This is a genomic window from Actinomadura rugatobispora (assembly GCF_042656285.1).
GTDB lineage: Bacteria > Actinomycetota > Actinomycetes > Streptosporangiales > Streptosporangiaceae > Spirillospora > Spirillospora rugatobispora.
Genome location: NZ_JBHSON010000001.1, coordinates 49236 through 68470, shown reverse-complemented (window position 1 = coordinate 68470; position 19235 = coordinate 49236). Strand labels below are relative to the sequence as shown.

Sequence of the window (19235 nt, the reverse complement as noted above, 5' to 3'; positions counted from 1 at the left end):
GTCAGGTCTTCGAGGCGAGGCTCTGCGCGACCCAGCGGGCGGCCTGGGCCGCGTCGTCGGTGGTGGCGGTGCCGCGTTCGTAGATGTGCTCGACCTCGATGACGACGTGTTTCACCCGGACGACGACGAAGGCCTTGTCCATCGGCTGGGTCAGCCCGGTCGTCGTATAGGCGAAGGCCTCGTCGCCTATGCCGGAGACCGTGCGGGCGGCGCTCTGACTTCCGCGCACGTGCTTGACGTCTATCTCGGGCCATCCCCAGTACACGCTGTCGGAGGCCTTCGACCTTGCGTTGCGCCAGCTGACGAACTTGTTGTGGGCCTCCACGGACGTCTCGGGAGGCGGCCCTCCCGTTCCGAGGGTGAGGTTGGTGAGGCTCACCCCGCGCTTCTTCGCCGCCCATCCGCAGGATTTGTCGGAGTCCTTCTCCTGCTGGGACTTCCGGTCGGCGAGCAGCCTGCGGACCTGCTCGGCCGTGAGGAGGCTGCACGGGTCGAGTCCGGACGTGGGTGAGGCCGACGGCGTCGTGGCCGGGGGACTCGTTGGGGCCGCCGTGGGCGTCGCCGCGGTCGTCTGGTCGTCCCCGGAAAAGGCGAACACCGCCACGAAGACGACGGCGAGGACGATGACCGTGAGCATCGCCGCCCCCGCCAGGACGGGCACCAACGCTCCTGGGCGCCGGGGTGGAGGCGGCGGCATGGGGTCGGGTAGGCCCGACGGCCTTCCGGCGGCCACGTTGTGGAGTACCTGGCGGATGACGTCGACGCCTGGCCGCGCGGACGGATCCTTCTGCAGCAGGTGCCACAGCAGTGGCGAGAGGGAACCCGCCTGGCGCGGCGGCGCGGGCTGCTCCCTCAGTACGGCGCCCAGGACGGCCATGGGGCTGTCGCGTTCAAACGGCGACCTGCCCTCCACGGCCATGTAGAGGGTCGCGCCCAGCGACCAGAAGTCGGACTCAGGGCCGGCCGGCTGTTCCCGCAGCCGTTCCGGGGCGGCGTACCCGGGGGAGCCGACGAAGGCGCCGGTACGGGTGAGGGCGGGGTCGGCCTCGATGCTCGCGATGCCGAAGTCGGTCAGGACGACATGGCCGTCCCGGGCGAACAGCACATTGGCCGGCTTGACGTCCCGGTGCACGATCCCCTTGGCGTGGGCGGCGCACAGCGCGTCGAGCAGCTGCAGGCCGATGTGCGCGACCGCGGCGGGCGGGCGCGGGCCGTCCCGGCGCACCGTCTGTTCGAGGGACGGCCCGCTCAGCAGCTCCATGACGATCCACGGGCGGTCGTCCTCGACGACGACGTCGTGGACGGTGATGACCCCGGGATGGTCGACGAGCGCGGCGGCACGGGCCTCACGCTGCGCCCGCCCGGTCGCCACCCGGCGCTCCTCGGAGGTGAGCCCGTCGGGGAACACGATCTCCTTGACGGCGACGTCCCGGCGCAGCGTCTCGTCCACGGCGGACCAGACCGTGCCCATGCCGCCGCTGCCGAGCCGCTCCCGCAACCGGTAGCGGCCGGCCAGCACACGATCGGGCATAGGCGCGTCCTTTCCAGCGCCCACACCCTACCGACGGGCCGGCGGTCCATTGATCAGCACCAGGAAACCGGGTTCCCCGTTTCGACGGACGCGCGGAACACCTGGCGCAGAGGCTCCAGGATGTAGGTGAAGTCGTCGGCCCGCGCCTGGACGGTGTCGACGCGCATGCGCCGCGGGTAACGCCCCTGCCCGTCGGCGCGGACGGGCCCGGCGAGGGGTACGGCCGCCTCCGTGCCGGAGTCCAGGTCCCGGAACCGGACGTGGCCCGCATCGACCGGCTCCTGCGTGAAGCGGACGGCGCGGAACTCCTCGCGGTGCGGTTCGGCCGTGACGTCGCGCACGAAGAACCCCCGCGGGTCGACGCCCGCCCGCCGCCCGGTGGTGCCGTCCAGGACGAACACGCCGTCGTACGACTCGATGCTCTCGATCAGCCGCTCGCCCGTCTCGTCGTCTACCAGCCAGGTGACGGCGGCGAGATGGGCGGCAGTGAAACGGTCGAGTTCGGCCAGCGCCCGCCGCGCCGACTCCGGCGACATGTGCCCGCCGTTCGCCTTGGGCAGTTCGGTGCACAGCACCGGGAAACGCTCGCGGCCCGCGCCGTGGAGCGCCTCCTGGAAAAGCCGGTACCCGTACCAGTTGGAGACGCGGACGCTGACGATCTCCATGTCCTCGTGCGCGCAGGCGTGGTACTGCTGCCACTCGCCGAAGGCATGGAACAACTCCTCGTTGCCCTCGTAGGGCACCGAGAGGTCGAGGTAGCCGTCCTCGTCCTCGACGATGAGGTCCGCGGGCACGGGCGGCTCGGTGGTCAGGCCGTCCTGCAGGCAGCGGCACCGCACATAGGCGTCCAGGCCCATCGGGACCTCCTCCCCGCGGCGCGCGCGCCGCGCTCCTTAAGGTAGGAACGCGGAGCCCTTTCCGCGAGCCGTTTTCCGTCCGGGCACCATCACCTGCGACGCCTCGCGCTGAACCTAGGCGGGGCGGCGCAGCGCCTCCACGGCCAGCCGGGCGGCGATGCCGATGGCGGCGTCGGCCTCCGGCTGCACGGCCACCGGGACGAGCGAGCGCGTGAAGACGGCGACCGCGTAGCGCCCCCCGTCCGGGTACTCGACCACGCCGACCTCGTTCCGCAGCGTGGGCAGGGTGCCGGTCTTGCCGCTCACCCGGACGTCGTCGTACGGGAACCCCGACGACAGGCGGTGCGGCCACACCTGCAGCGACAGGAGCCTGCGCATCTGCTCGCACTCGTCGGGCGGGCACACCTCGTCCCGCCAGATGAGCGAGAGGAGACGGGTCATCTCCCGGGGCGTGCTGCTGTTGGTGTGGGCGGGGTCGAGCACGCCCAGCGCGGGCAGCAGGCCCGGCTCGTCCAGCCGGGGCCACAGCTCGGCGAGGCTGCCGACCCCGGCGTCGCGCAGCATGTGGTCGTGCAGCCCGCGGGCGTCGGCGACGACGCGGGTGCGGCGCAGGCCCAGCGCCTCGATCGTCGCCCCGATCGCCTCCGGCCCGACCCGGGCGTACAGCACGTCGGCGGCGGCGTTGTCGCTCACCGCGATCATCGTGTAGCACAGGTCGCGCAGCGACATCCGCACCTCGTCGCGCATCACCGACAGGCCGGTGGGGCCGTCGGTGCGGCCGCCGGGCGGCAGCGTCACCGGCTCGGCGGGGTCGAGCAGCCCGGCCGCGGCCTGCCGGAAGAACGCCACCAGCAGCGGCACCTTGAACACCGAGGCGAGCACCACCGGTTCGTCGGCGCGCAGCCCGAGCTCCCGGCCGCCGTCCACGTCGGCCGCGTGCAGGAAACCGGTGACGCCCGCGTCCCGGAACACCGCCTCGATCCGGGCGAGCGGCGCGGCGTCCCCGTTCCGGTCGCTCATGCCAGGAACCCCGAGGCGGGACGGGGCGTGACGCGGCGCACCGGGGCCCGGTCGAGCGGCACCATGCCCGCCTCGCGGCGCAGCACGGCGGTCGCGGCGGCGGTGAACCCGGCGATGGCCGGGTCGGGCTCGGCCGCCTGCCGCCAGGCGCAGGACGTCCGCAGGACCAGCGGCTCTCCGGCCAGCGGCCGCCACACGACCCCCGGGGTGTCGGCCGTGCGGGGCGTGAGCGCGACGGCGGTCCCCGACAGGACGAGGCCGAGCGCGAACTGGGGATTGGCCGTCTCGTGCACGGCCGGCGGGGAGTAGCCGTGCCGGCGGCAGGTGACCAGCAGCTCGTCGTAGGAGCCGGGCGCCTCGTCCCGGGGGAAGATCACCAGTTCCCGCCCGGCGAGATCGGCCAGATGCACCTCGTCCGCCTCGTCCTCGCCCGGCCCGGGCAGCAGGACGCCCACCGGCTGCCCGAGCATGGGCCCAAGGGCGAGATCGCGGGTGTCGCAGGGATGGCGCAGCACGCCCACGTCCAGGACGCCGTCGGCGAGCGCCCGGGCCTGCTCGTCGGTGGGCAGCTCGCGCAGGTCGAGCCGCAGCTCGGGACGGCGCTCACGGAACGCGGCGATGATCGCCGCGACCACGTCCCCGCCGAGGCCCGAGGGCAGCCCGGCGCGCAGCGTCCCGGCGCCGCCCTGGCGGGCCCGCTCGGCCAGCGAGTAGATCCGGTCGGCGCGGGCCAGGAACTCGCGGGCCTCGTCGAGCAGCAGCCGGCCGGGGCCGGTCAGCTCCACCCGGCGGCTCGACCGGTCGAACAGCCGTACGCCCAGTTCCCTCTCCAACCGCTGGATCCGCTGGCTGAGCGGCGGCTGCGCCATGCCGAGGCGTTCGGCGGCGTGGCCGAAGTGCAGTTCCTCGGCCACGACGACGAAGCACCGCAGGTGCCCCACCAGGTTCACGACCGGGGATCATACCAATACGGATATCGGCGGCCGCCGCACAGGGCCGCGGTCGCCGCGCCGAGCGCCGCCAGCCCGAGGAGCGCGGCGGTCGCGCCCGTCCCGCCGAAGTCGAACAGCCGCCCCACGGCCATGCCGCCGGCGGCGGCGAACATCCCGGAGACGAAGCTCAGCACGCCGAAGTAGGACCCGAACCGTTCCGGCGCGGCCAGCCGCGCGACCCGCTGGAACACCGACGCCTGGAGGAGGCCGTTCCCGGCGCCCGCGAGCACGGCGGCGGCCAGCAGCCAGCCGAGCGGGGAGCGGGCGCCGTCGAGCAGCGCCAGGGTGAGGTACGCGGCACCCGCCAGGAGCAGGCCGCAGCGCAGCGTCCAGGGCCGCTCGCCCCGGCCGCGGGCGGCCACCCACGGCTGGACGGCCGCCGCCGTCGCCGCCAGGACGCAGAAGAACAGCGTGGCCGCGCCGGAGGTGAACCCCTTCAGCGGCACCACGGTGGTGTGGTCGGCCAGCAGCGTGGTGGGGGCCGTGGCCAGCGCGAACGCCAGGAACGCCCGGTCGGCGACCACGGCGCGCACGTTCGCGGCCAGCTCCCGCAGCCGGGCACCGGCGCCGCCGCCGTTCGAGCGGGGCGGGCGGTGGCCCAGCAGGAGGAGGAACAGGACGGAGGCGACGGCCCACGCGCCGCCCGCCAGCGTCGCCAGCAGCGTGAACCCGGCGGGCGCCCCGGAGCCGAGGGAGAGCACCAGGAGCCCGAGCGGCGGGCCGGCCACCGCCGCCGCCTGGCCCGTGATCACGTACGCGGCGAACCCGCGGGCGCGCCGCCCCGGAGCGAGCCCGGCCAGCAGGCTCTGCGCGGCCGGATGGAACAGCGCGCCGCCCGCGCCCAGCAGCACCGCCGCGGCGACCAACTCGGCGGGGCCGTCCGCGAACCCGAGCAGCGTGAACCCGGCGGCGCGCACCCCGCACGCGATCGCCCCGGCGCGGGCGGGGCCGAGCATGTCGGTGACGGTCCCGACGGGGAGCAGCAGCGCGTACTGCACGCCGACCCGGACCGCGAGGATCGTCCCGGCCGTCCCGGCGAGCAGGCCCACGTCGTGCCGCAGGTGGGCGACGAGGTGCGTCATCACCGCCCAGAAGCCGAGCGCGGCGGTGCACTGCACCGCCACCATCACCATGACCACCCGCCGGTCCGCCGCCCGGCCGCCGGACGGCACCAGCCCGAGCGGGGGCGCGGGGAGCGTCATGGGCTTGCTCTGCGGCATGCGGCTCCCCTCGGTCGTGTGGGTGGACGAGGAGAGCAGACCAGAAGCGATACCGGACGGTCCAATACCGCTATCGGTCGGGATCCGATGAGCGAATCGATATCGATGCAGCTCAGGGCGCTACCGGAGAGTCATCCGTCACACTGGGTCATCTGCGGTAGCGCATCGTCGGACGCGTCGTCGTCGAGCAGCGCGCGCATGCGGCCGGCCTCGGGGATGCGGATGTGCTCGAAGTGCCGCAGCGCCTGGCGGCGGAGGGCGCGGGCCTCGGTGGGACGGCCGAGCGCGCCCAGCGCGTCCGCGAGCACCCGCAGGGCATGGCCCTGCCCCCAGTCGTGGCCGGTGTCGCGCAGAATCCGCAGCGCCTCGCGGGCCTCGGCCGCCGCCTCCCGCGCCCGGCCGAGGTCGGCCTGCGCCTCCGCGACGCGGAACATCGCCAGCCCCTCCCACCGCCGGTTGCGGCGGCTCCGGAAGATCTTCTGGGCGTCCCGCTGGCGCTCGATCGCCTCGTCCGGGCGGCCCACCCCGCGCAGCACCACGCCGAGCTGGTAGAGGCCGTCCCCGGTACGGTCCACGCCGCCCAGCTCGCGGTGCAGGGCCAGGCCGTGCTCGGCGGCGGTGAGCGCTTCCTCCGCGCGGTCCATCCCCAGCAGCGCCCGCGCGAGGGCGCCCAGCGTGTTGGCCTCCCCGTACCGGTCGCCCAGCCGCCGGAACGCGTCGAGCGCCTCGATGCAGTGGCGCAGCGCCTCCTCGTGCCGGTGCAGCGCGATCGCGCCGCGGCCGTTCAGCAGCAGCGCGTCGGCGACCGTCCACAGGTCGCCGCTCTCCCGGCCGCGGCGCACCGCGACCCGGGTCACCGCGGCGCTGTCGTCGAGCCGGTCGGCGTAGTAGCAGACCCAGCCCAGGTGGAGGTGGGCGCGGCCCTCGCTGCGCTGGTCGCGGTGCTCCCAGGCCGCGTCGAGCACCGCGTAGGCGGCCTGCTCGCACTCGCGGGCGTGCACCCCGGAGCTGACCAGGGCGTCGGTCATCAGCAGCAGCTCGGCGGCCAGCGGCAGCCGCTCCGCGGGCGCCGCGCCGTCGGCCCCGGGCGCGCGGGCGGCCTGGACGATCGCGGCGAACAGGCTCGGGGCCTCGGCGAAGAACCAGTCGCGGGCCGCGTCGGTGCCGTCGAACGGCAGGCCCCGCACGGCGGCCGGAAGCAGCGCGTCGCCGGCCCGGCCGTCTCCCGGGCTGACCATCAGGTGCGCGGCGCGGGCGGTGGCCAGGTAGAAGTGGAACAGCCGGTGCAGCGCCGCGGCCCGCTCGGCCGGGGGCTCGTCGGCCTCGGCGCGCTGCCGGGCGTACAGCTTGAGCAGCTCGTGGTAGCGGTAGCGGCCGGCGGTCGGGGAGCGCAGCAGGCTGGCGTCCACCAGCGACTCGCACAGCTCGTCGGCGTCGTACTCGGGCACGCCGAGCAGCGCCGCGGCGGCCTCCCGCGAGAGGGTCGGGCCCTCGGCCAGCGCCAGCAGCCGGAACGCGCGCCGCTGCGCCGCGTCCAGCTGGTTGTAGCCCAGCTGGAAGACCGCCTCGACGGCCAGGTCGGCGACGCGCAGCTCGGCCAGCCGGCGGCGCCGGTCGGCGAGCCGCTCCACCAGGGACGCGACGGTCCAGGACGGGCGGGCCGCCAGCCGGGAGGCCACGATCCGCACCGCCAGCGGCAGGTGCCCGCACGCCGCGAGCAGGTCCCGGACGGCGGCGGGCTCGGCGTCCAGGCGCTCCTCCCCGACGATCCGGGCGGCCAGGGCCCGCGCCTCGCCGGGCTCCATCACGTCCAGGTCGACCTGGCGTCCGGCGCCCGGCCCGGCGGGCTTGGACCGGCTGGTGACCAGGACGGCGCAGCCGGGGGAGCCGGGCAGCAGCGGCCTGATCTGGCGGGCGTCGCGGGCGTCGTCGAGCAGCACCAGGACGCGGCGTTCGGCGAGCCGGGTGCGGTAGAGGGCGGCGCGCTCGCTCAGCCCGGCCGGGATCGCGTCCCGTTCGACGCCGAGGGCCTGCAGGAACGCGCCCAGCACATTGTGCGGGTCGGCCGGGTCGGAGCCCGCACCGCGCAGGTCGGCGTAGAGCTGACCGCCGGGGAAGCCGGACCGCACGCGGTGGGCGACGTGCAGGGCCAGCGCGGTCTTGCCCACGCCGGCGGCCCCGGCCACCGTCACCATGGCCACCGCGCGGCGGGGCTCGGCCAGCAGCGTCTCCCGCAGTTCCTCGACGAGCCGTGCGCGGCCGGTGAAGTCGGGGACGTCGCCCGGCAGCTGGGCGGGCGACCGCGCCGGCGGGACGGGCCCGTCCGGAGGCCCTTCGCTCTCGGACGTCTCGGGAGGGGCCGGGCCGGTCTCGGCCAGCAGCCGCCGGTGGAGCGCGGACAGGTCCTGGCCGGGCTCGATGCCGAGGTCCTCCACGAGGGTGCGGCGGGTCTCGGCGTACACGGCAAGGGCGTCGGCGTGGCGGCCGGTGCGGTGCAGGGCGAGCATGAGCAGGCCGCGCAGTCGTTCGCGCAGCGGATGCTCGGCGACCAGCGCGGTCAGCTCGGGCACGAGCTCGGCGTGGGCGCCCAGTTCCAGGTCCAGTTCGAGGCGGGTTTCCAGGGCGGCCAGCCGGCGCTCGGCCAGCCGGATCCGCTGCGCCCGCGCGTACGGCCCGGGCACGCCCGACAGCGGCTCGCCGCGCCACCGGCCCAGTGCGGTGCGCAGCAGGTCGCGGGCCTCGGCGGCGCGGCCCTGCGAACGGGCCAGTCCGGCGGCGGCCGCCTCGCGTTCGAAGAGGGCGGCGTCCAGCGCGTCCGGCGGCAGGCGGAGGGCGTAGCCGTCGCCGACCGAGACGAGGATCCGGTGGCCGCCCCGCGGGCCGCCGCCCCGGCCGGGTTCCAGGACGCGGCGCAGCCCCGAGGCGTACGTGCGCAGCGCGCCGAGCGCGCGCCGCGGCGGCTGGTCGCCCCAGACGGCGTCGACCAGCTCCTGCGCGGTGGCGGGCCGCCCGTCCCGGAGCAGCAGCGCGACGAGCACGGCCCGCTGCTGCGGCGGGCCCAGGGGCAGCTCGGCGGTGCCGCGCCGGGCCCGCGGGGGGCCGAGGACGGTGAAGCGCAGGGAGGGCATTTCCATTGCAAAGCACCATATGAGCCGATTTAAACGGCGGCCAAGGCGACGGCCGGCAGCTGAGCGCCGGCTTACCGTCGCCTCGAAGATCGCCGGAACGGGATGAGAGACTCCACTACCGTGGACACTCCCGGGTTGCGCTTCGCCGTGCTGGGGCCCGTCCGCGCCTGGCGGGGCCCCGCCGAACTGGACCTCGGCGGCCCGCAGCAGCGGGCCGTCCTGGCCGTGCTGCTGCTGAACCGCGGCCGGACCATGCCGATCGACGGCCTGCTGGACGCGCTGTGGGGCGACCTGCCGCCCGCCCGGGCCGTCGGAACGGTGCGCACCTACGCCTCCCGGTTGCGCCGAGTCCTCGAGAACGATCGGGCGAACCCCGAGATCCTGGTCTCGACCGGGAAAGGGTACGCCCTCCGCGCGGAGCCCGGCACGCTCGACGCCGAAGTGTTCGAGGCCCGCACGGCCGAGGCGGGCCGGGCCCAGGCGGCGGGCGATCCGGTCCGGGCGCGCGAGCTCTACGGCCAGGCCCTCGACCTCTGGGACGGCGCGCCGCTGCCCGGACTGCCCGGCCCGTACCTCCAGGCCCGCCGGACGCGGCTGGCCGAGCGGCGGCTGGCCGTCCTGCAGGCGCGGCTGGAGGCCGATCTGGAGCTGGGCCGGCACGCGGAGATCGTCGGCGAGCTGGCGCTGCTGAGCGGGGAGCACCCGCTGCGGGAGCCGCTGCGCGGGCTGCTGATGCTCGCGCTCTACCGGTGCGGGCGGCAGGCCGAGGCGCTGGCCGCCTACACCTCCGCCCGCCGGACGCTGGCGGGCGAGCTGGGCATCGACCCCGGCCCCGGACTGCGCGATCTGCAGGAGAGGATCCTGCGGAACGACCCGTCGCTGACCGCGCCCGCCCGGCGAGAGAAGGACGACCCCGCCCCCGCCCCCTCCCAGGGTCGCCCCTTCCAGCGGCCCGCCTCGCTGCCCGCCGACCTCCCCGACTTCACCGGGCGCGCGGCACTGGCCGACCGCATGACCGGCTGGCTGGCCCGCCGCGAGGGCACGGCGCCCGCCGTCATCGCGGTCTCCGGCGTCGGCGGCGTCGGCAAGACCGCCCTGGCCGTGCACGTCGCCCACGCCGTACGGGACGCCTACCCCGACGGGCAGCTCTACGTCGATCTCCTGGGCACGGCCAAGCACCCGCTGCCGCCCGCCGTCGTCCTGGGGGAGTTCCTGCGCGCGCTCGGCGTGCCCGACCAGTCCGTCCCGGAGGGCGAGCACGAGCGCTCCGCCCTCTTCAGGTCGATGCTCGCCGACCGGCGCGTGCTGGTCCTGCTCGACAACGCGCGCGACGCCGAGCAGGTCAGGCCGCTGCTGCCCGGCACGACCGGCTGCGCCGCGCTGGTGACCTCGCGGCCCCGGCTCTCCGGACTGCCCGGCGCCCGCGCCGTCGACCTGGACGTCCTCGACCCGGTCGAGGCGATCGCGCTGTTCACCGCGATCGTCGGATCGCGGGCCGCCGCCGAGCGCGGCGCCGTCGTCGACGCCGTCGGGCTGTGCGGGTTCCTGCCGCTGGCCGTGCGGATCGCCGCGTCCCGGCTGGCCGCCCGGCCCGGCTGGTCGGTGCGGTCGCTGGCGGCCCGGCTGGCCGACGGCCGCCGCCGGCTGGCCGAGCTGCGGATCGGCGACCTCGCCGTCGAGGCCACCTTCCGGCTGGGGTACGACCAGCTCGACCCGTACCTGGCCCGCGCGTTCCGGCTGCTGTCGGTGCCCGAGACCTCCGGGGTGTGCCCGCCGGGCGCCGCCGCGATGCTCGGCACCACGCACGCCGAGGGCGAGCGGGTCCTGGAGGCGCTGGTCGACCTGGGCCTCATGGACTCCCCGGCCCCCGGCTGCTACCGCTACCACGACCTGCTGTGGCTGTTCGCCCGCCAGCTCCCCGCACCGGACGGCGAGCGCGGCGAGCGCCGGGCCGCGCTGCGCCGGCTGGTGCGGTTCGTGCTGGCGACCCAGCGCGGGGTGCACCGGCTGGTCCGGCCGGGCGCGCCGATCTCGGTGGCCGACCCGGGCCCGTCCGGGGAGCTGGAGTTCGGCGGCGCGGGCGAGGCCCGCGAATGGATCTTCTACCAGCTCACCGACCTGCTGGTCATCGTCCGCCAGGCCGCCGCGGCCGGCGCCGACGGCGAGGGCGCCGAGGGAACGCCCCTCGCCGAGGCCGCCGACGTCCTGCTCGCCCTCGATCCCCTCCTGGAGGACGGCTACCGCTGGGAGGAGGCCCGCCCGGCGGCGCGCGCCGTCCTGGACGAGGCGCTGCGGCAGGGCGACCGCCGTGCCGAGGCGCGGGCCCGGTACGTCCTCGGCCGCGCCCTCGTCCACACCAGCCGCCTGGCCGGGGCCCGCGGCCACGCCGAGCGCGCCACCGCGCTCAGCCGGGAGACCGGCGACCGCCTGATGCTGATGTCGGCCCTGGACCTGCTGTCCCACATCGACTTCTACGAGCACGACCTGCGCGCGGCCATCGGCCGCATCGAGCAGGCGCTGGAGCTGGGCCGCGAGTTCGGCGACCGCGCCGGGGAGGCCGAGCGCACCGCCAACCTCGCCTACGCCCGCGTGGAGGTGGGGGAGGCGGCCGAGGCCGTCCCGGCGGCCGAGCGCAGCCGCGACCTGGCGCGGGCGGCCGGGCACGGCGCGGCCGAGGCGTACGCCCTCTACATCCTCGGCATCGCGCTGCGCGAGCTGGGCCGCCTGGACGAGGCGGTGGCGCGCTTCGACGACGGCCTGGCGATCTGCTGGTCCCAGGGGCTGCGGGCGCGCGAGTCGTACATCCTGCTGCGGATCGCCGAGACGCAGCTGCTCCGCGGCCGGGCCCGGGAGGCCCTGGACAGCGCCGAACGTTCGCTGGCCATCGGCCGCGAGATCGGTGAGGAGTACCAGCAGGGCCGCGTCCTCACCGCGATCGGCCGGATCCTGGCCGAGCTCGGCGACCCCGGCGGCGCGCGGCGCCGCTGGGAGGAGGCGCTGGAGCTGTTCACCGCGCTGGAGGTCGCCGAGGCGGGCGGGGTGCGGCGGCTGCTGGACGACGCCGCGGCCGCCTCCGGCGGGCTCACAGCCAGTCCCTGACCTTGAAGACCGCGTACAGCGCCACTCCGCTGCCGACGATCAGGCCGGTGCTGACCAGCAGGCCCGAGAGCCGCTCGAACCCGGGGACGGGCAGGTTCTGCCCGTAGAAGCCGGTGATCGCGGTCGGCACCGCGATGATGGCGGCCCAGCTGGTGACCTTCTTCATCACCTCGTTCATGCGGTTGCCCTGGAGCGCGATCCGGCTGTCCAGCAGGTTGGCGACCAGGTCGCGCAGCTCGTCGGTCCACTCGGCGACGCGCAGCGTGTGGTCGTACACGTCCTGGAAGTCGGGCACCAGCGCGTCGGGCACCAGCCGGGACGGGCGGCGCAGCAGCTCGTCGACGATCTCGCGCATGGGCAGCGCGACCCGGCGCAGCGCGATCAGGTCCTTGCGGAGCCGGAAGCTGCGCCGCTGGATCTCCTTGACCGGGAACGCGTCGTCGAAGATCAGCTCTTCGAGCGTGTCGGCGTCGCCGTCCAGGGCCTGGACGGTGTCGAGCTGGAGGTCCACCACCAGGTCGAGCAGGCCGTGCACCAGCGGGGCGGTGTCGGGCGCCGCGCCCTCCGGCAGGGGCCGCGGGCCCTCGTCCCAGCGCCGGACGAGCGCGTCCACGTCGAACCCGGGCCTCTCCCGCACCGTCACCAGCGCCCGCTCGGTGACGAACGCGGAGATCTCGTGCAGGACGAGCCCGTCGCGGGTGGTCTCGGGGGCGTAGAGGTTGAGGAAGACGTAGCCGCGGTAGCGGTCGAGCTTGACCCGTTCCCTGGCGGTGACCGAGTCCTCGACGGCGACCGGGGACAGCCCCAGTTCGTCGGTGACCAGGCGGAGATCGGTATCGGCCGGGGCGAGGAGGTCCAGCCAGACGACGGTGCCGGTCTCGCGCAGGCGCGGGCCCAGCTCCGCGATCGGGAAGTTCTCGGCCTCCAGGTCTCCGTTCCGCCACATGCGGGTCCGTACGGGCCCGTTCCCGGTCGTCTGCCCGGCGTGCGCCGTTTCCATGCGGGGCCCATACCCGGATGCCGGTGCGGAGATCCGGTACGGGCGGGGTCAGGCGGGCGGCGGCGCGGTGGAGGCGCGCACGACCAGCTCGACCGGGAGCGCGCGCGGCTCGGGGCGCCCGCCGCCCAGGAGCTCCAGCAGCGCGAGCATGCCCTGCTCGCCCAGTTCCTGCGCGGGCAGCCGGACGGTGGTCAGCTCCGGCTCCAGCGCCCGCGCGATCTCGACGTCGTCGAACCCGGTGACCGACAGGTCGCCGGGGATCTCCAGCCCGCGCGCCCGGGCGGCCTTGTACACCCCCGCCGCCATCAGGTCGTCGTCGCAGACCAGCGCGGTGGGACGGTCGGGAAGGCCGAGCAGCCGCTCGGCGGCCTCCTTGGCCGAGCGCACGTCGATGGCGCCCGCGGCCCGGGTGAGCGTCCCGCCGGGCACGTCGTGGACGGCGCGGGCGACGGCGCCGCCGCGCGCCCGGAACGTCCACTCGTCCACCGCCGCCGCGAGGTGCCCGAACCGCCGGTGGCCGAGCCCTGCCAGGTGCGCCACGACCGCGCGCATGCCGTCCTCGACGGCGAAGTCGACGGTGGGCGCGGTGCCCGCGGCGGCCGGGCCGCTGTCGAGCATGACCACCGGGGCCCGCCCGAACCCGCGCAGCGCGTCCAGGGTCATCGACGAGGCCATGATCCCGTCGATCGCCTCCCGGGGCACGGCGAACGGGCTGGCGCCGGGGGTGGCGGGCCGGGCGTCGTCGGGCGGGTAGACCACGACGCCGAACCCGTGGCGGGCGGCGACCCGCGCGGCGCCGATGTAGACCGGGCCGAAGAACGGCGAGGTGATCGTCGGGATCACCAGCAGGACGGTGCGGGTGGTGCCCAGCCGCAGGTTGCGGGCGGCGGCGTTGGGCCGGTAGCCGAGCCGCTCGGCGGTCTCCTCCACGGCGCGGGCGGTGGCGGGGGAGACCCGGCCCGTCCACTTCCCGCCGAGCACGAGCGAGACGGTGGACTGCGAGACGCCGGCCGCCTGCGCCACGTCCCTGCTGGTGGGACGGGCGGAACGGGCCCCGGTCCCGGCCCCGGCCTCGCTCACGCGGCCTCCTCGCGCCGATCTCGCATGTCGAAACAGGGTAGAGCGGAAGGGCCCCGAGGTGGTACGTATGACGGAACAAGTAATACGTATGACGCCGCCGAATCGGAGGCCGGATGCGCACCTATGTCGACTTCCTGCGGGTGTCCCACGCCGCCCGGCTGCTCGGCGGAACCCTCCTGGGCCGGCTGCCCAACGGCATGGGCATGCTCGCGGTCGTCCTGCACGTGCGCGCGGAGGGTGGCGGCTACCCGCTGGCCGGGACGCTCGCCGCCGTGTTCAGCCTGGCCATGGCCGCGGGCCAGCCCGTCCTCGGCCGCGCCATGGACCGCTTCGGCCAGCTCCGCGTGCTGCTGCCCGCCGCCTGGCTGTCCGCCGCCGGATTCGGCCTGCTCGCCCTGACCGGCGCCGACCCGCTGCCCGTCACCATCGGCGCGGTGATCCTCGCCGGGTTCGCCACCCCGCCGCTGGAGGCGGGCCTGCGGGCGCTGTGGAACCTGGTGCTGCCCGGCCCCGCCGAGGTCAAGGCCGCCTACGCGCTGGACGCCGCCGCGCAGGAGATCCTCTTCACCGCCGGCCCGCTGCTCGTGGTCGTGGCCGCCGCCGTCAACACCGAGACGGCCCTGCTGCTCACCGGCGCCCTCGGCGTGGCCGGGACCCTGGTCATCACCACCTCGGCGCCGTCCCGCGCCTGGCGGGGCGAGCCGCGCGCCTCCGACTGGGCGGGACCGCTGCGGGCGCCCGGCCTGCGCGTGCTGTTCGCCGCGCTGACCTGCGCGGGCACCGCCCTCGGCGTGTACGCGATCGCCGTCGTCGCCTACGCCGAGCGCGCCCACCACGACCTGGCCTCCGGCCTCCTGCTCGCCGCCATGTCCGGCGGCGCCCTGGTCGGCGGGCTGGTGTACGGCGCGCGGCCCTGGCCCGGCGAGGAGCACCGCCGCTTCCCCTGGCTGATGGCCGCGCTCGCCGCCGGCTACCTGCCGCTCATCTGGGCCCCCGCGCTGCCGGTCATGTCGGTGCTGGCCTTCGCCAGCGGCCTGTTCCTGGCCCCCATGCTGGCCTGCAGCTTCACGCTGGTCGACCGGCTTGCGCCCAGCGGGACGGTGACCGAGGCGTTCGCGTGGGTGGTCGCCGCGTTCGCGGTGGGCGGCGCCGTCGGCTCCGCCGCCGCGGGGATCGGCCAGGACCTGGCGGGCGTGCCCGGCGCATTCGCCGCCGCCGGGGCGGGCGGGCTGCTCGCCCTCACCGTCTGCCTGCTCGGCCATCGCACCTACCGGCCCAGCCCGGCGCCCGCGCCCGCCGGACGCCCGGGCGTCGGCGACGCACCCGCCCTGGACGGTCACTAGACTCGGGGACCATGTACCGGAGGGGAGTATCGCGCGGCCTGTGGCCGCTGCTGCTCGGGCTCGGTCTCCTCGCCGGTCTGTTCCTGATGCACGGGGTCACGGCCACTCCGACGCCGATCCACATCTCCGCCCCGGTCATCGCCTCGCACGTCCCCGGCCCTCATACCGCCGGGACGCCCGCGCCCCACGAGGGGGCGTCGGAGGGGTCGTCCGAGCAGTCGTCCGAGCAGTCGTCCGGGCATTCCGGGCACTCGGGCGCCCACGACGCGGGCTGCGGCGCCGGGGTGATGTGCTTCGCCCTCCTGGTCGGGCTGGCTCTGGCCCTGGCCAGGGGACGCGCGTTCAACGCCCTGATGGCCTGGGCGTTCCGGGCCGTCCCGGCGACGCGTTCACCGTCGAGGAAGCCGCGTCCCCGGCCTCCCAGCATCTACCGGCTCTCCGTCCTGAGGCTGTGACAGGCCGCCGAACCGGTGCGCGCCGCGTCCCCGCGGTTCCTGCGCCACCGGTTCCTCCGGCATGCCCGCAAGCCTTCACACCAAGGAGAGAACGCGATGAAGACGCGGATTCTGGCGATCGGCGCGACGCTGCTGATCGGCGCGACCGCCGCGGCGTGCGGCGGCGACGACGGGACGGCCTCCGGCCCCGTGTCCCCCTCCGCCGGTGCGCGGACGGCGCAGCACAACCAGCAGGACGTGACGTTCGCCCAGATGATGATCCCGCACCACCGGCAGGCCCTGGAGATGTCCGAGGCGGTCGCGGCGAAGTCCACCGACGCCGAGGTCAGACGGCTCGCGCAGCAGATCGAGAAGGCGCAGGGGCCCGAGATCGCGACGATGACCGGCTGGCTGCGGACGTGGGGCGCGACCGTCCCGTCCGAGAACGGCAGCGGCCACGTAGGCGGTCACGGCGGTCACGGCGGGGGCGGTGAGATGCCCGGGATGATGACCGAACGGCAGATGGCCGACCTGGAGAAGGCCGCCGGCGCCGCCCGGGACCGGATGTTCCTCACCATGATGATCGAGCACCACGAGGGCGCGATCGCGATGGCCCGGGACGAGCAGGCCAAGGGCGCCCACCCCGACGCCAGGCGCCTGGCGGGGACGATCATCACCGCCCAGCAGGCGGAGATCGCCGCCATGCGCGCCCTGCTCAAGCGGTAACGACACACGGGAGAAAAGGAACCGACGCGCGGCGGCCCGCACGCGAGAGCGGCGGGCCGCCGCGCCGCGGGGTCAGATCCAGGTGCCGAACCAGATCCGGGCGTGCCAGTCGTCGTACGGCATGATCTTGGCCGCCAGCACCGGGTAGAAGTAGGCGAAGTTGGCCAGCACCACCAGCACGTAGGCGCCCGCCGCCGCGGCCCCGGCCACCCGCCGCCCGCTGACCGGCGCGTGCCCGGCCGGCAGCGCGGCCGTGGCCCCGGACCCGGCCCCCGGCGGAGCCTCGGGCGGCTGCCCGTAGATCCCGTAGCCGGCCCCGACCGTCTCCTGCTCGGGGACGTCCGGACGCGCCGCGGGCACCGCGCCCGGTCTGCCCCGCGCCGGGCCCATCAGATAGCCGAAGACCAGCACGATCGCCAGCACCATGAACGGCAGCATCGGCGTCGCGTAGAACAGGAACATCGTGCGGTCGGCCATGGCCGAGGGGAACCAGGTCAGCCAGCCGGCCAGGAAGCCCAGCAGGATCGCGCCCGCCCGCCAGTCGCGCAGCATCAGCCAGATGCCCGCGACCAGCACCAGGGCGATCAGCGCCCCCCACCACAGGGCCGGGGTGCCGATCCCGAGGATCTCGCGCGAGCAGCGCTCGGCGTCGCACGCGTTCTTGGGCTCGGTGTAGAAGAACGCCACCGGACGGCGCAGGATCGGCCAGTCCCACGGCCACGACTGGTAGGGGTGCTCGGAGTCGAGGCCGGTATGGAAGTTGAGCATCTCGGCGTGGTATTTCCACAGGTCGGGCAGGGCCTCGAACGGCCGCGCGGGCACGAAGCCCGCCACCTCGCCGCGCCCCCAGCCGCCGGGCCGGAAGATCCACCCCCACCAGGTGGCCAGGTAGGTGATCAGCCCCACCACGACCAGCTGGACGAACGCGGGGACCGCGTCCAGCGCGACCGCCCCGGCGAACGGCCGCCGCACCCCGGCGGCGCGGCGCGCCCCGAAGTCCCAGAACACCACCATGATCCCGAACGCGGCGACGTAGAAGATCCCGGTCCACTTGGTGGCGACCGCCAGGCCCAGGCAGACGCCCGCGGCGATGCGCCAGCCGTGCAGCACGAACGGCCCGTACTCCGAGACGGCCCCGGCCTCGACCTTCTCCGCGAGCCGGCGGCGGGACCGGTCGCGGTCGGCGACCAGGCACGCGAACCCGGCCAGGATCCAGAACATCACGAAGATGTCCAGCAGCGCGGCCCGGCTGGTGACGAACTGGAGGCCGTCCAGCGCCAGCAGCAGCCCGGCCATGCAGCCGAGCAGGGTGGAACCGGTCATCCGCCGGGCCACCCGGCACAGGATCAGCACCGACAGCGTCCCGCACAGCGCCGCCGCGAACCGCCAGCCGAACGGGGTGGCGCCGAACAGCCACTCGCCGACCGCGATCATCCATTTCCCGGCCGGGGGATGGGCCACGAAGGAGGCGCCCGACGCCCAGATGTTCGCGTCGGGATCGGCGATGAGGAGCTTGTCGGCGTCCTTGACCGTGTTGTGCTCCCAGCCGAACTTCAGCAGGGCCAGCGCGTCCTTGGCGTAGTAGGTCTCGTCGAAGACCACCGCCTTGGGCTTGTCCAGCCGGTCGAACCGCAGGAATCCGGCGAAGACCGTCACCAGCAGCGGGCCCAGCCAGCTCAGCAGCACGTTGCCCGGGATCGGCGGGGCGAGCCACTCGCGCAGGGAGGGCGGCTCCGACCGCCCTCCGGTGGCCCGTGCCGGCGCGAAATCCGTCATCGCCATTCCGCCATCGTAGAGCCGCCCGCGGCGAACCCCGGGCCCGCGGCGAAACCGGACGCTCCCGGCAACCCCGTCAGGAGGCCGTGCGGCGGCTCGGGCGGGTGCGGCGAGCGGCGAGAATGGTCGGGTGACGGGCACGGGGAACGAGAACGGGGCCGGCGCCGCGGCGACGGGCCGCCTGCTGCTGGCGGCCGCGCCGATCGGACGCGCCGAGGACGCCTCGGCCCGGCTGCGCGCGGCGCTGGCCGAGGCGGAGATCGTCGCTGCCGAGGACACCCGGCGGCTCCGCCGGCTGGCCGCCGACCTGGGCGTCGAGGTGGGCGGCCGGGTCGTGGCCTACCACGACCACAACGAGCGGACCCGCACCGAGGGGCTGCTGGCCGACCTGCTGGCCGGCCGGGACGTCCTGGTGATCACCGACGCCGGGATGCCGGGCGTCTCCGATCCCGGGTACCGGCTGGTCCGCGCGGCGGTGGCCGAGGGGGTGCCGGTGGTCGCGCTGCCCGGCCCGTCCGCCGTCACCACGGCGCTGGTGGTGTCCGGGCTGCCCACCGACCGGTTCTGCTTCGAGGGGTTCCCGCCGCGCAAGCAGGGCGAGCGGTCCCGGCGCCTGGCGGACCTGGCCGGCGAGCGCCGCACGATGGTGTTCTTCGAGTCGCCGCGGCGGCTGGAGGCCACCCTGGAGGCGATGGCGGCGGCGTTCGGCGCGGACCGCCCGGCCGCGGTGTGCCGCGAGCTGACCAAGACCTACGAGGAGATCCGCCGCGGCCCGCTGGGCGAGCTGGCCGCCTGGGCCGGCCCGGACGTGCGCGGCGAGATCACCGTCGTGGTCGGCGGCGCGCCCGAGCCCGCGGGCCTGTCCGACCCGGCCGACCTCGCCGCCGCGGTCGCCGGCCGGGAGGACGCCGGCACGCCCCGCAAGCAGGCCATCGCCGAGATCGCCAAGGAGAACGGCGTGCCCAAGCGGGTGGTGTACGACGCGGTGGTGGCCGCCCGCCGGTAGATCCCGGTAGAACCCGGTAGATC

At 75.6% G+C, this 19235-nt stretch carries 14 protein-coding genes; 5 read left to right on the top strand and 9 right to left on the bottom strand.

Features of this window, described 5'->3' with window-relative positions; all coding sequences use genetic code 11:
• Window position 1: 1 nt before the first annotated feature.
• From ACFPZN_RS00275 to ACFPZN_RS00250, 6 genes are all read right to left on the bottom strand, one after another.
• A complete protein-coding gene (locus ACFPZN_RS00275) occupies window positions 2-1531 on the bottom strand; it encodes a serine/threonine-protein kinase (RefSeq protein ID WP_378278848.1) in 1530 nt (509 codons plus the stop codon).
• A gap of 53 nt (window positions 1532-1584) precedes the next feature.
• A complete protein-coding gene (locus ACFPZN_RS00270; protein WP_378278846.1) occupies window positions 1585-2388 on the bottom strand; it encodes a hypothetical protein in 804 nt (267 codons plus the stop codon).
• A gap of 114 nt (window positions 2389-2502) precedes the next feature.
• A complete protein-coding gene (locus ACFPZN_RS00265; RefSeq protein WP_378278844.1) occupies window positions 2503-3408 on the bottom strand; it encodes a serine hydrolase in 906 nt (301 codons plus the stop codon).
• Window positions 3405-4358, bottom strand: coding sequence for a LysR family transcriptional regulator (locus tag ACFPZN_RS00260; RefSeq protein WP_378278842.1), 954 nt, complete (start codon window positions 4356-4358; stop codon window positions 3405-3407). The genes ACFPZN_RS00265 and ACFPZN_RS00260 overlap by 4 nt, the downstream gene beginning before the upstream one ends.
• Entirely contained in the window at window positions 4355-5620 is a 1266-nt protein-coding gene (locus ACFPZN_RS00255; RefSeq protein WP_378278840.1) for an MFS transporter, read from the bottom strand. Before ACFPZN_RS00255 ends, ACFPZN_RS00260 begins: the two co-directional genes overlap by 4 nt.
• A gap of 131 nt (window positions 5621-5751) precedes the next feature.
• On the bottom strand, window positions 5752-8754 hold the full coding sequence (locus tag ACFPZN_RS00250; protein ID WP_378278838.1) for an AfsR/SARP family transcriptional regulator: 3003 nt from the start codon (window positions 8752-8754) through the stop codon (window positions 5752-5754).
• A 96-nt stretch (window positions 8755-8850) separates the two neighbouring features.
• Here ACFPZN_RS00250 and ACFPZN_RS00245 point away from each other — a divergent pair, with 96 nt between their 5' ends.
• Window positions 8851-11847 (top strand): AfsR/SARP family transcriptional regulator, encoded by a 2997-nt coding sequence (locus ACFPZN_RS00245; protein WP_378278836.1) that lies wholly within the window; start codon window positions 8851-8853, stop codon window positions 11845-11847.
• On the opposite strand, the gene ACFPZN_RS00240 is transcribed toward ACFPZN_RS00245, so the two are convergent.
• Together ACFPZN_RS00240 and ACFPZN_RS00235 are read right to left on the bottom strand one after the other, a co-directional pair.
• A complete protein-coding gene (locus tag ACFPZN_RS00240) occupies window positions 11831-12847 on the bottom strand; it encodes a magnesium transporter CorA family protein (RefSeq protein ID WP_378278834.1) in 1017 nt (338 codons plus the stop codon). The two genes, ACFPZN_RS00245 and ACFPZN_RS00240, sit on opposite strands and share 17 nt — an antisense overlap.
• Before the next feature lie 48 nt (window positions 12848-12895).
• Entirely contained in the window at window positions 12896-13927 is a 1032-nt protein-coding gene (locus ACFPZN_RS00235) for a LacI family DNA-binding transcriptional regulator (RefSeq protein ID WP_378278832.1), read from the bottom strand.
• A gap of 113 nt (window positions 13928-14040) precedes the next feature.
• Here ACFPZN_RS00235 and ACFPZN_RS00230 point away from each other — a divergent pair, with 113 nt between their 5' ends.
• The 3 genes from ACFPZN_RS00230 (at window position 14041) to ACFPZN_RS00220 (ending at window position 16430) form a co-directional block, all read left to right on the top strand.
• Entirely contained in the window at window positions 14041-15270 is a 1230-nt protein-coding gene (locus ACFPZN_RS00230) for an MFS transporter (RefSeq protein ID WP_378278830.1), read from the top strand.
• An 11-nt stretch (window positions 15271-15281) separates the two neighbouring features.
• The gene (locus tag ACFPZN_RS00225; RefSeq protein ID WP_378278828.1) at window positions 15282-15725 is read left to right on the top strand and encodes a DUF6153 family protein; all 444 of its coding nucleotides are present in this window, start codon (window positions 15282-15284) and stop codon (window positions 15723-15725) included.
• A gap of 96 nt (window positions 15726-15821) precedes the next feature.
• Window positions 15822-16430: a DUF305 domain-containing protein gene (locus ACFPZN_RS00220; RefSeq protein WP_378278827.1), complete on the top strand. Its 609-nt coding sequence runs from the start codon at window positions 15822-15824 to the stop codon at window positions 16428-16430.
• A gap of 72 nt (window positions 16431-16502) precedes the next feature.
• On the opposite strand, the gene ACFPZN_RS00215 is transcribed toward ACFPZN_RS00220, so the two are convergent.
• Window positions 16503-18212: a dolichyl-phosphate-mannose--protein mannosyltransferase gene (locus ACFPZN_RS00215; RefSeq protein WP_378278825.1), complete on the bottom strand. Its 1710-nt coding sequence runs from the start codon at window positions 18210-18212 to the stop codon at window positions 16503-16505.
• Window positions 18213-18336: 124 nt separating this feature from the next.
• Between ACFPZN_RS00215 and rsmI the strand changes: the two genes are divergently transcribed.
• Window positions 18337-19212 carry a 16S rRNA (cytidine(1402)-2'-O)-methyltransferase gene (rsmI, locus tag ACFPZN_RS00210; RefSeq protein ID WP_378278823.1) on the top strand — a complete coding sequence of 292 codons (876 nt, stop codon included), beginning with the start codon at window positions 18337-18339 and terminating at the stop codon, window positions 19210-19212.
• Window positions 19213-19235 lie beyond the last annotated feature (23 nt).

Coding starts and splice junctions, on each gene's coding strand:
- ACFPZN_RS00275 (WP_378278848.1), bottom strand. CDS start 1,531: ATGCCCGATCGTGTGCTGGCCGGCCGCTACCGGTTGCGGGAGCGGCTC.
- ACFPZN_RS00270 (WP_378278846.1), bottom strand. CDS start 2,388: ATGGGCCTGGACGCCTATGTGCGGTGCCGCTGCCTGCAGGACGGCCTG.
- ACFPZN_RS00265 (WP_378278844.1), bottom strand. CDS start 3,408: ATGAGCGACCGGAACGGGGACGCCGCGCCGCTCGCCCGGATCGAGGCG.
- ACFPZN_RS00255 (WP_378278840.1), bottom strand. CDS start 5,620: ATGCCGCAGAGCAAGCCCATGACGCTCCCCGCGCCCCCGCTCGGGCTG.
- ACFPZN_RS00250 (WP_378278838.1), bottom strand. CDS start 8,754: ATGGAAATGCCCTCCCTGCGCTTCACCGTCCTCGGCCCCCCGCGGGCC.
- ACFPZN_RS00245 (WP_378278836.1), top strand. CDS start 8,851: ATGAGAGACTCCACTACCGTGGACACTCCCGGGTTGCGCTTCGCCGTG.
- ACFPZN_RS00240 (WP_378278834.1), bottom strand. CDS start 12,847: ATGGAAACGGCGCACGCCGGGCAGACGACCGGGAACGGGCCCGTACGG.
- ACFPZN_RS00230 (WP_378278830.1), top strand. CDS start 14,041: ATGCGCACCTATGTCGACTTCCTGCGGGTGTCCCACGCCGCCCGGCTG.
- ACFPZN_RS00225 (WP_378278828.1), top strand. CDS start 15,282: ATGTACCGGAGGGGAGTATCGCGCGGCCTGTGGCCGCTGCTGCTCGGG.
- ACFPZN_RS00220 (WP_378278827.1), top strand. CDS start 15,822: ATGAAGACGCGGATTCTGGCGATCGGCGCGACGCTGCTGATCGGCGCG.
- ACFPZN_RS00215 (WP_378278825.1), bottom strand. CDS start 18,212: ATGGCGATGACGGATTTCGCGCCGGCACGGGCCACCGGAGGGCGGTCG.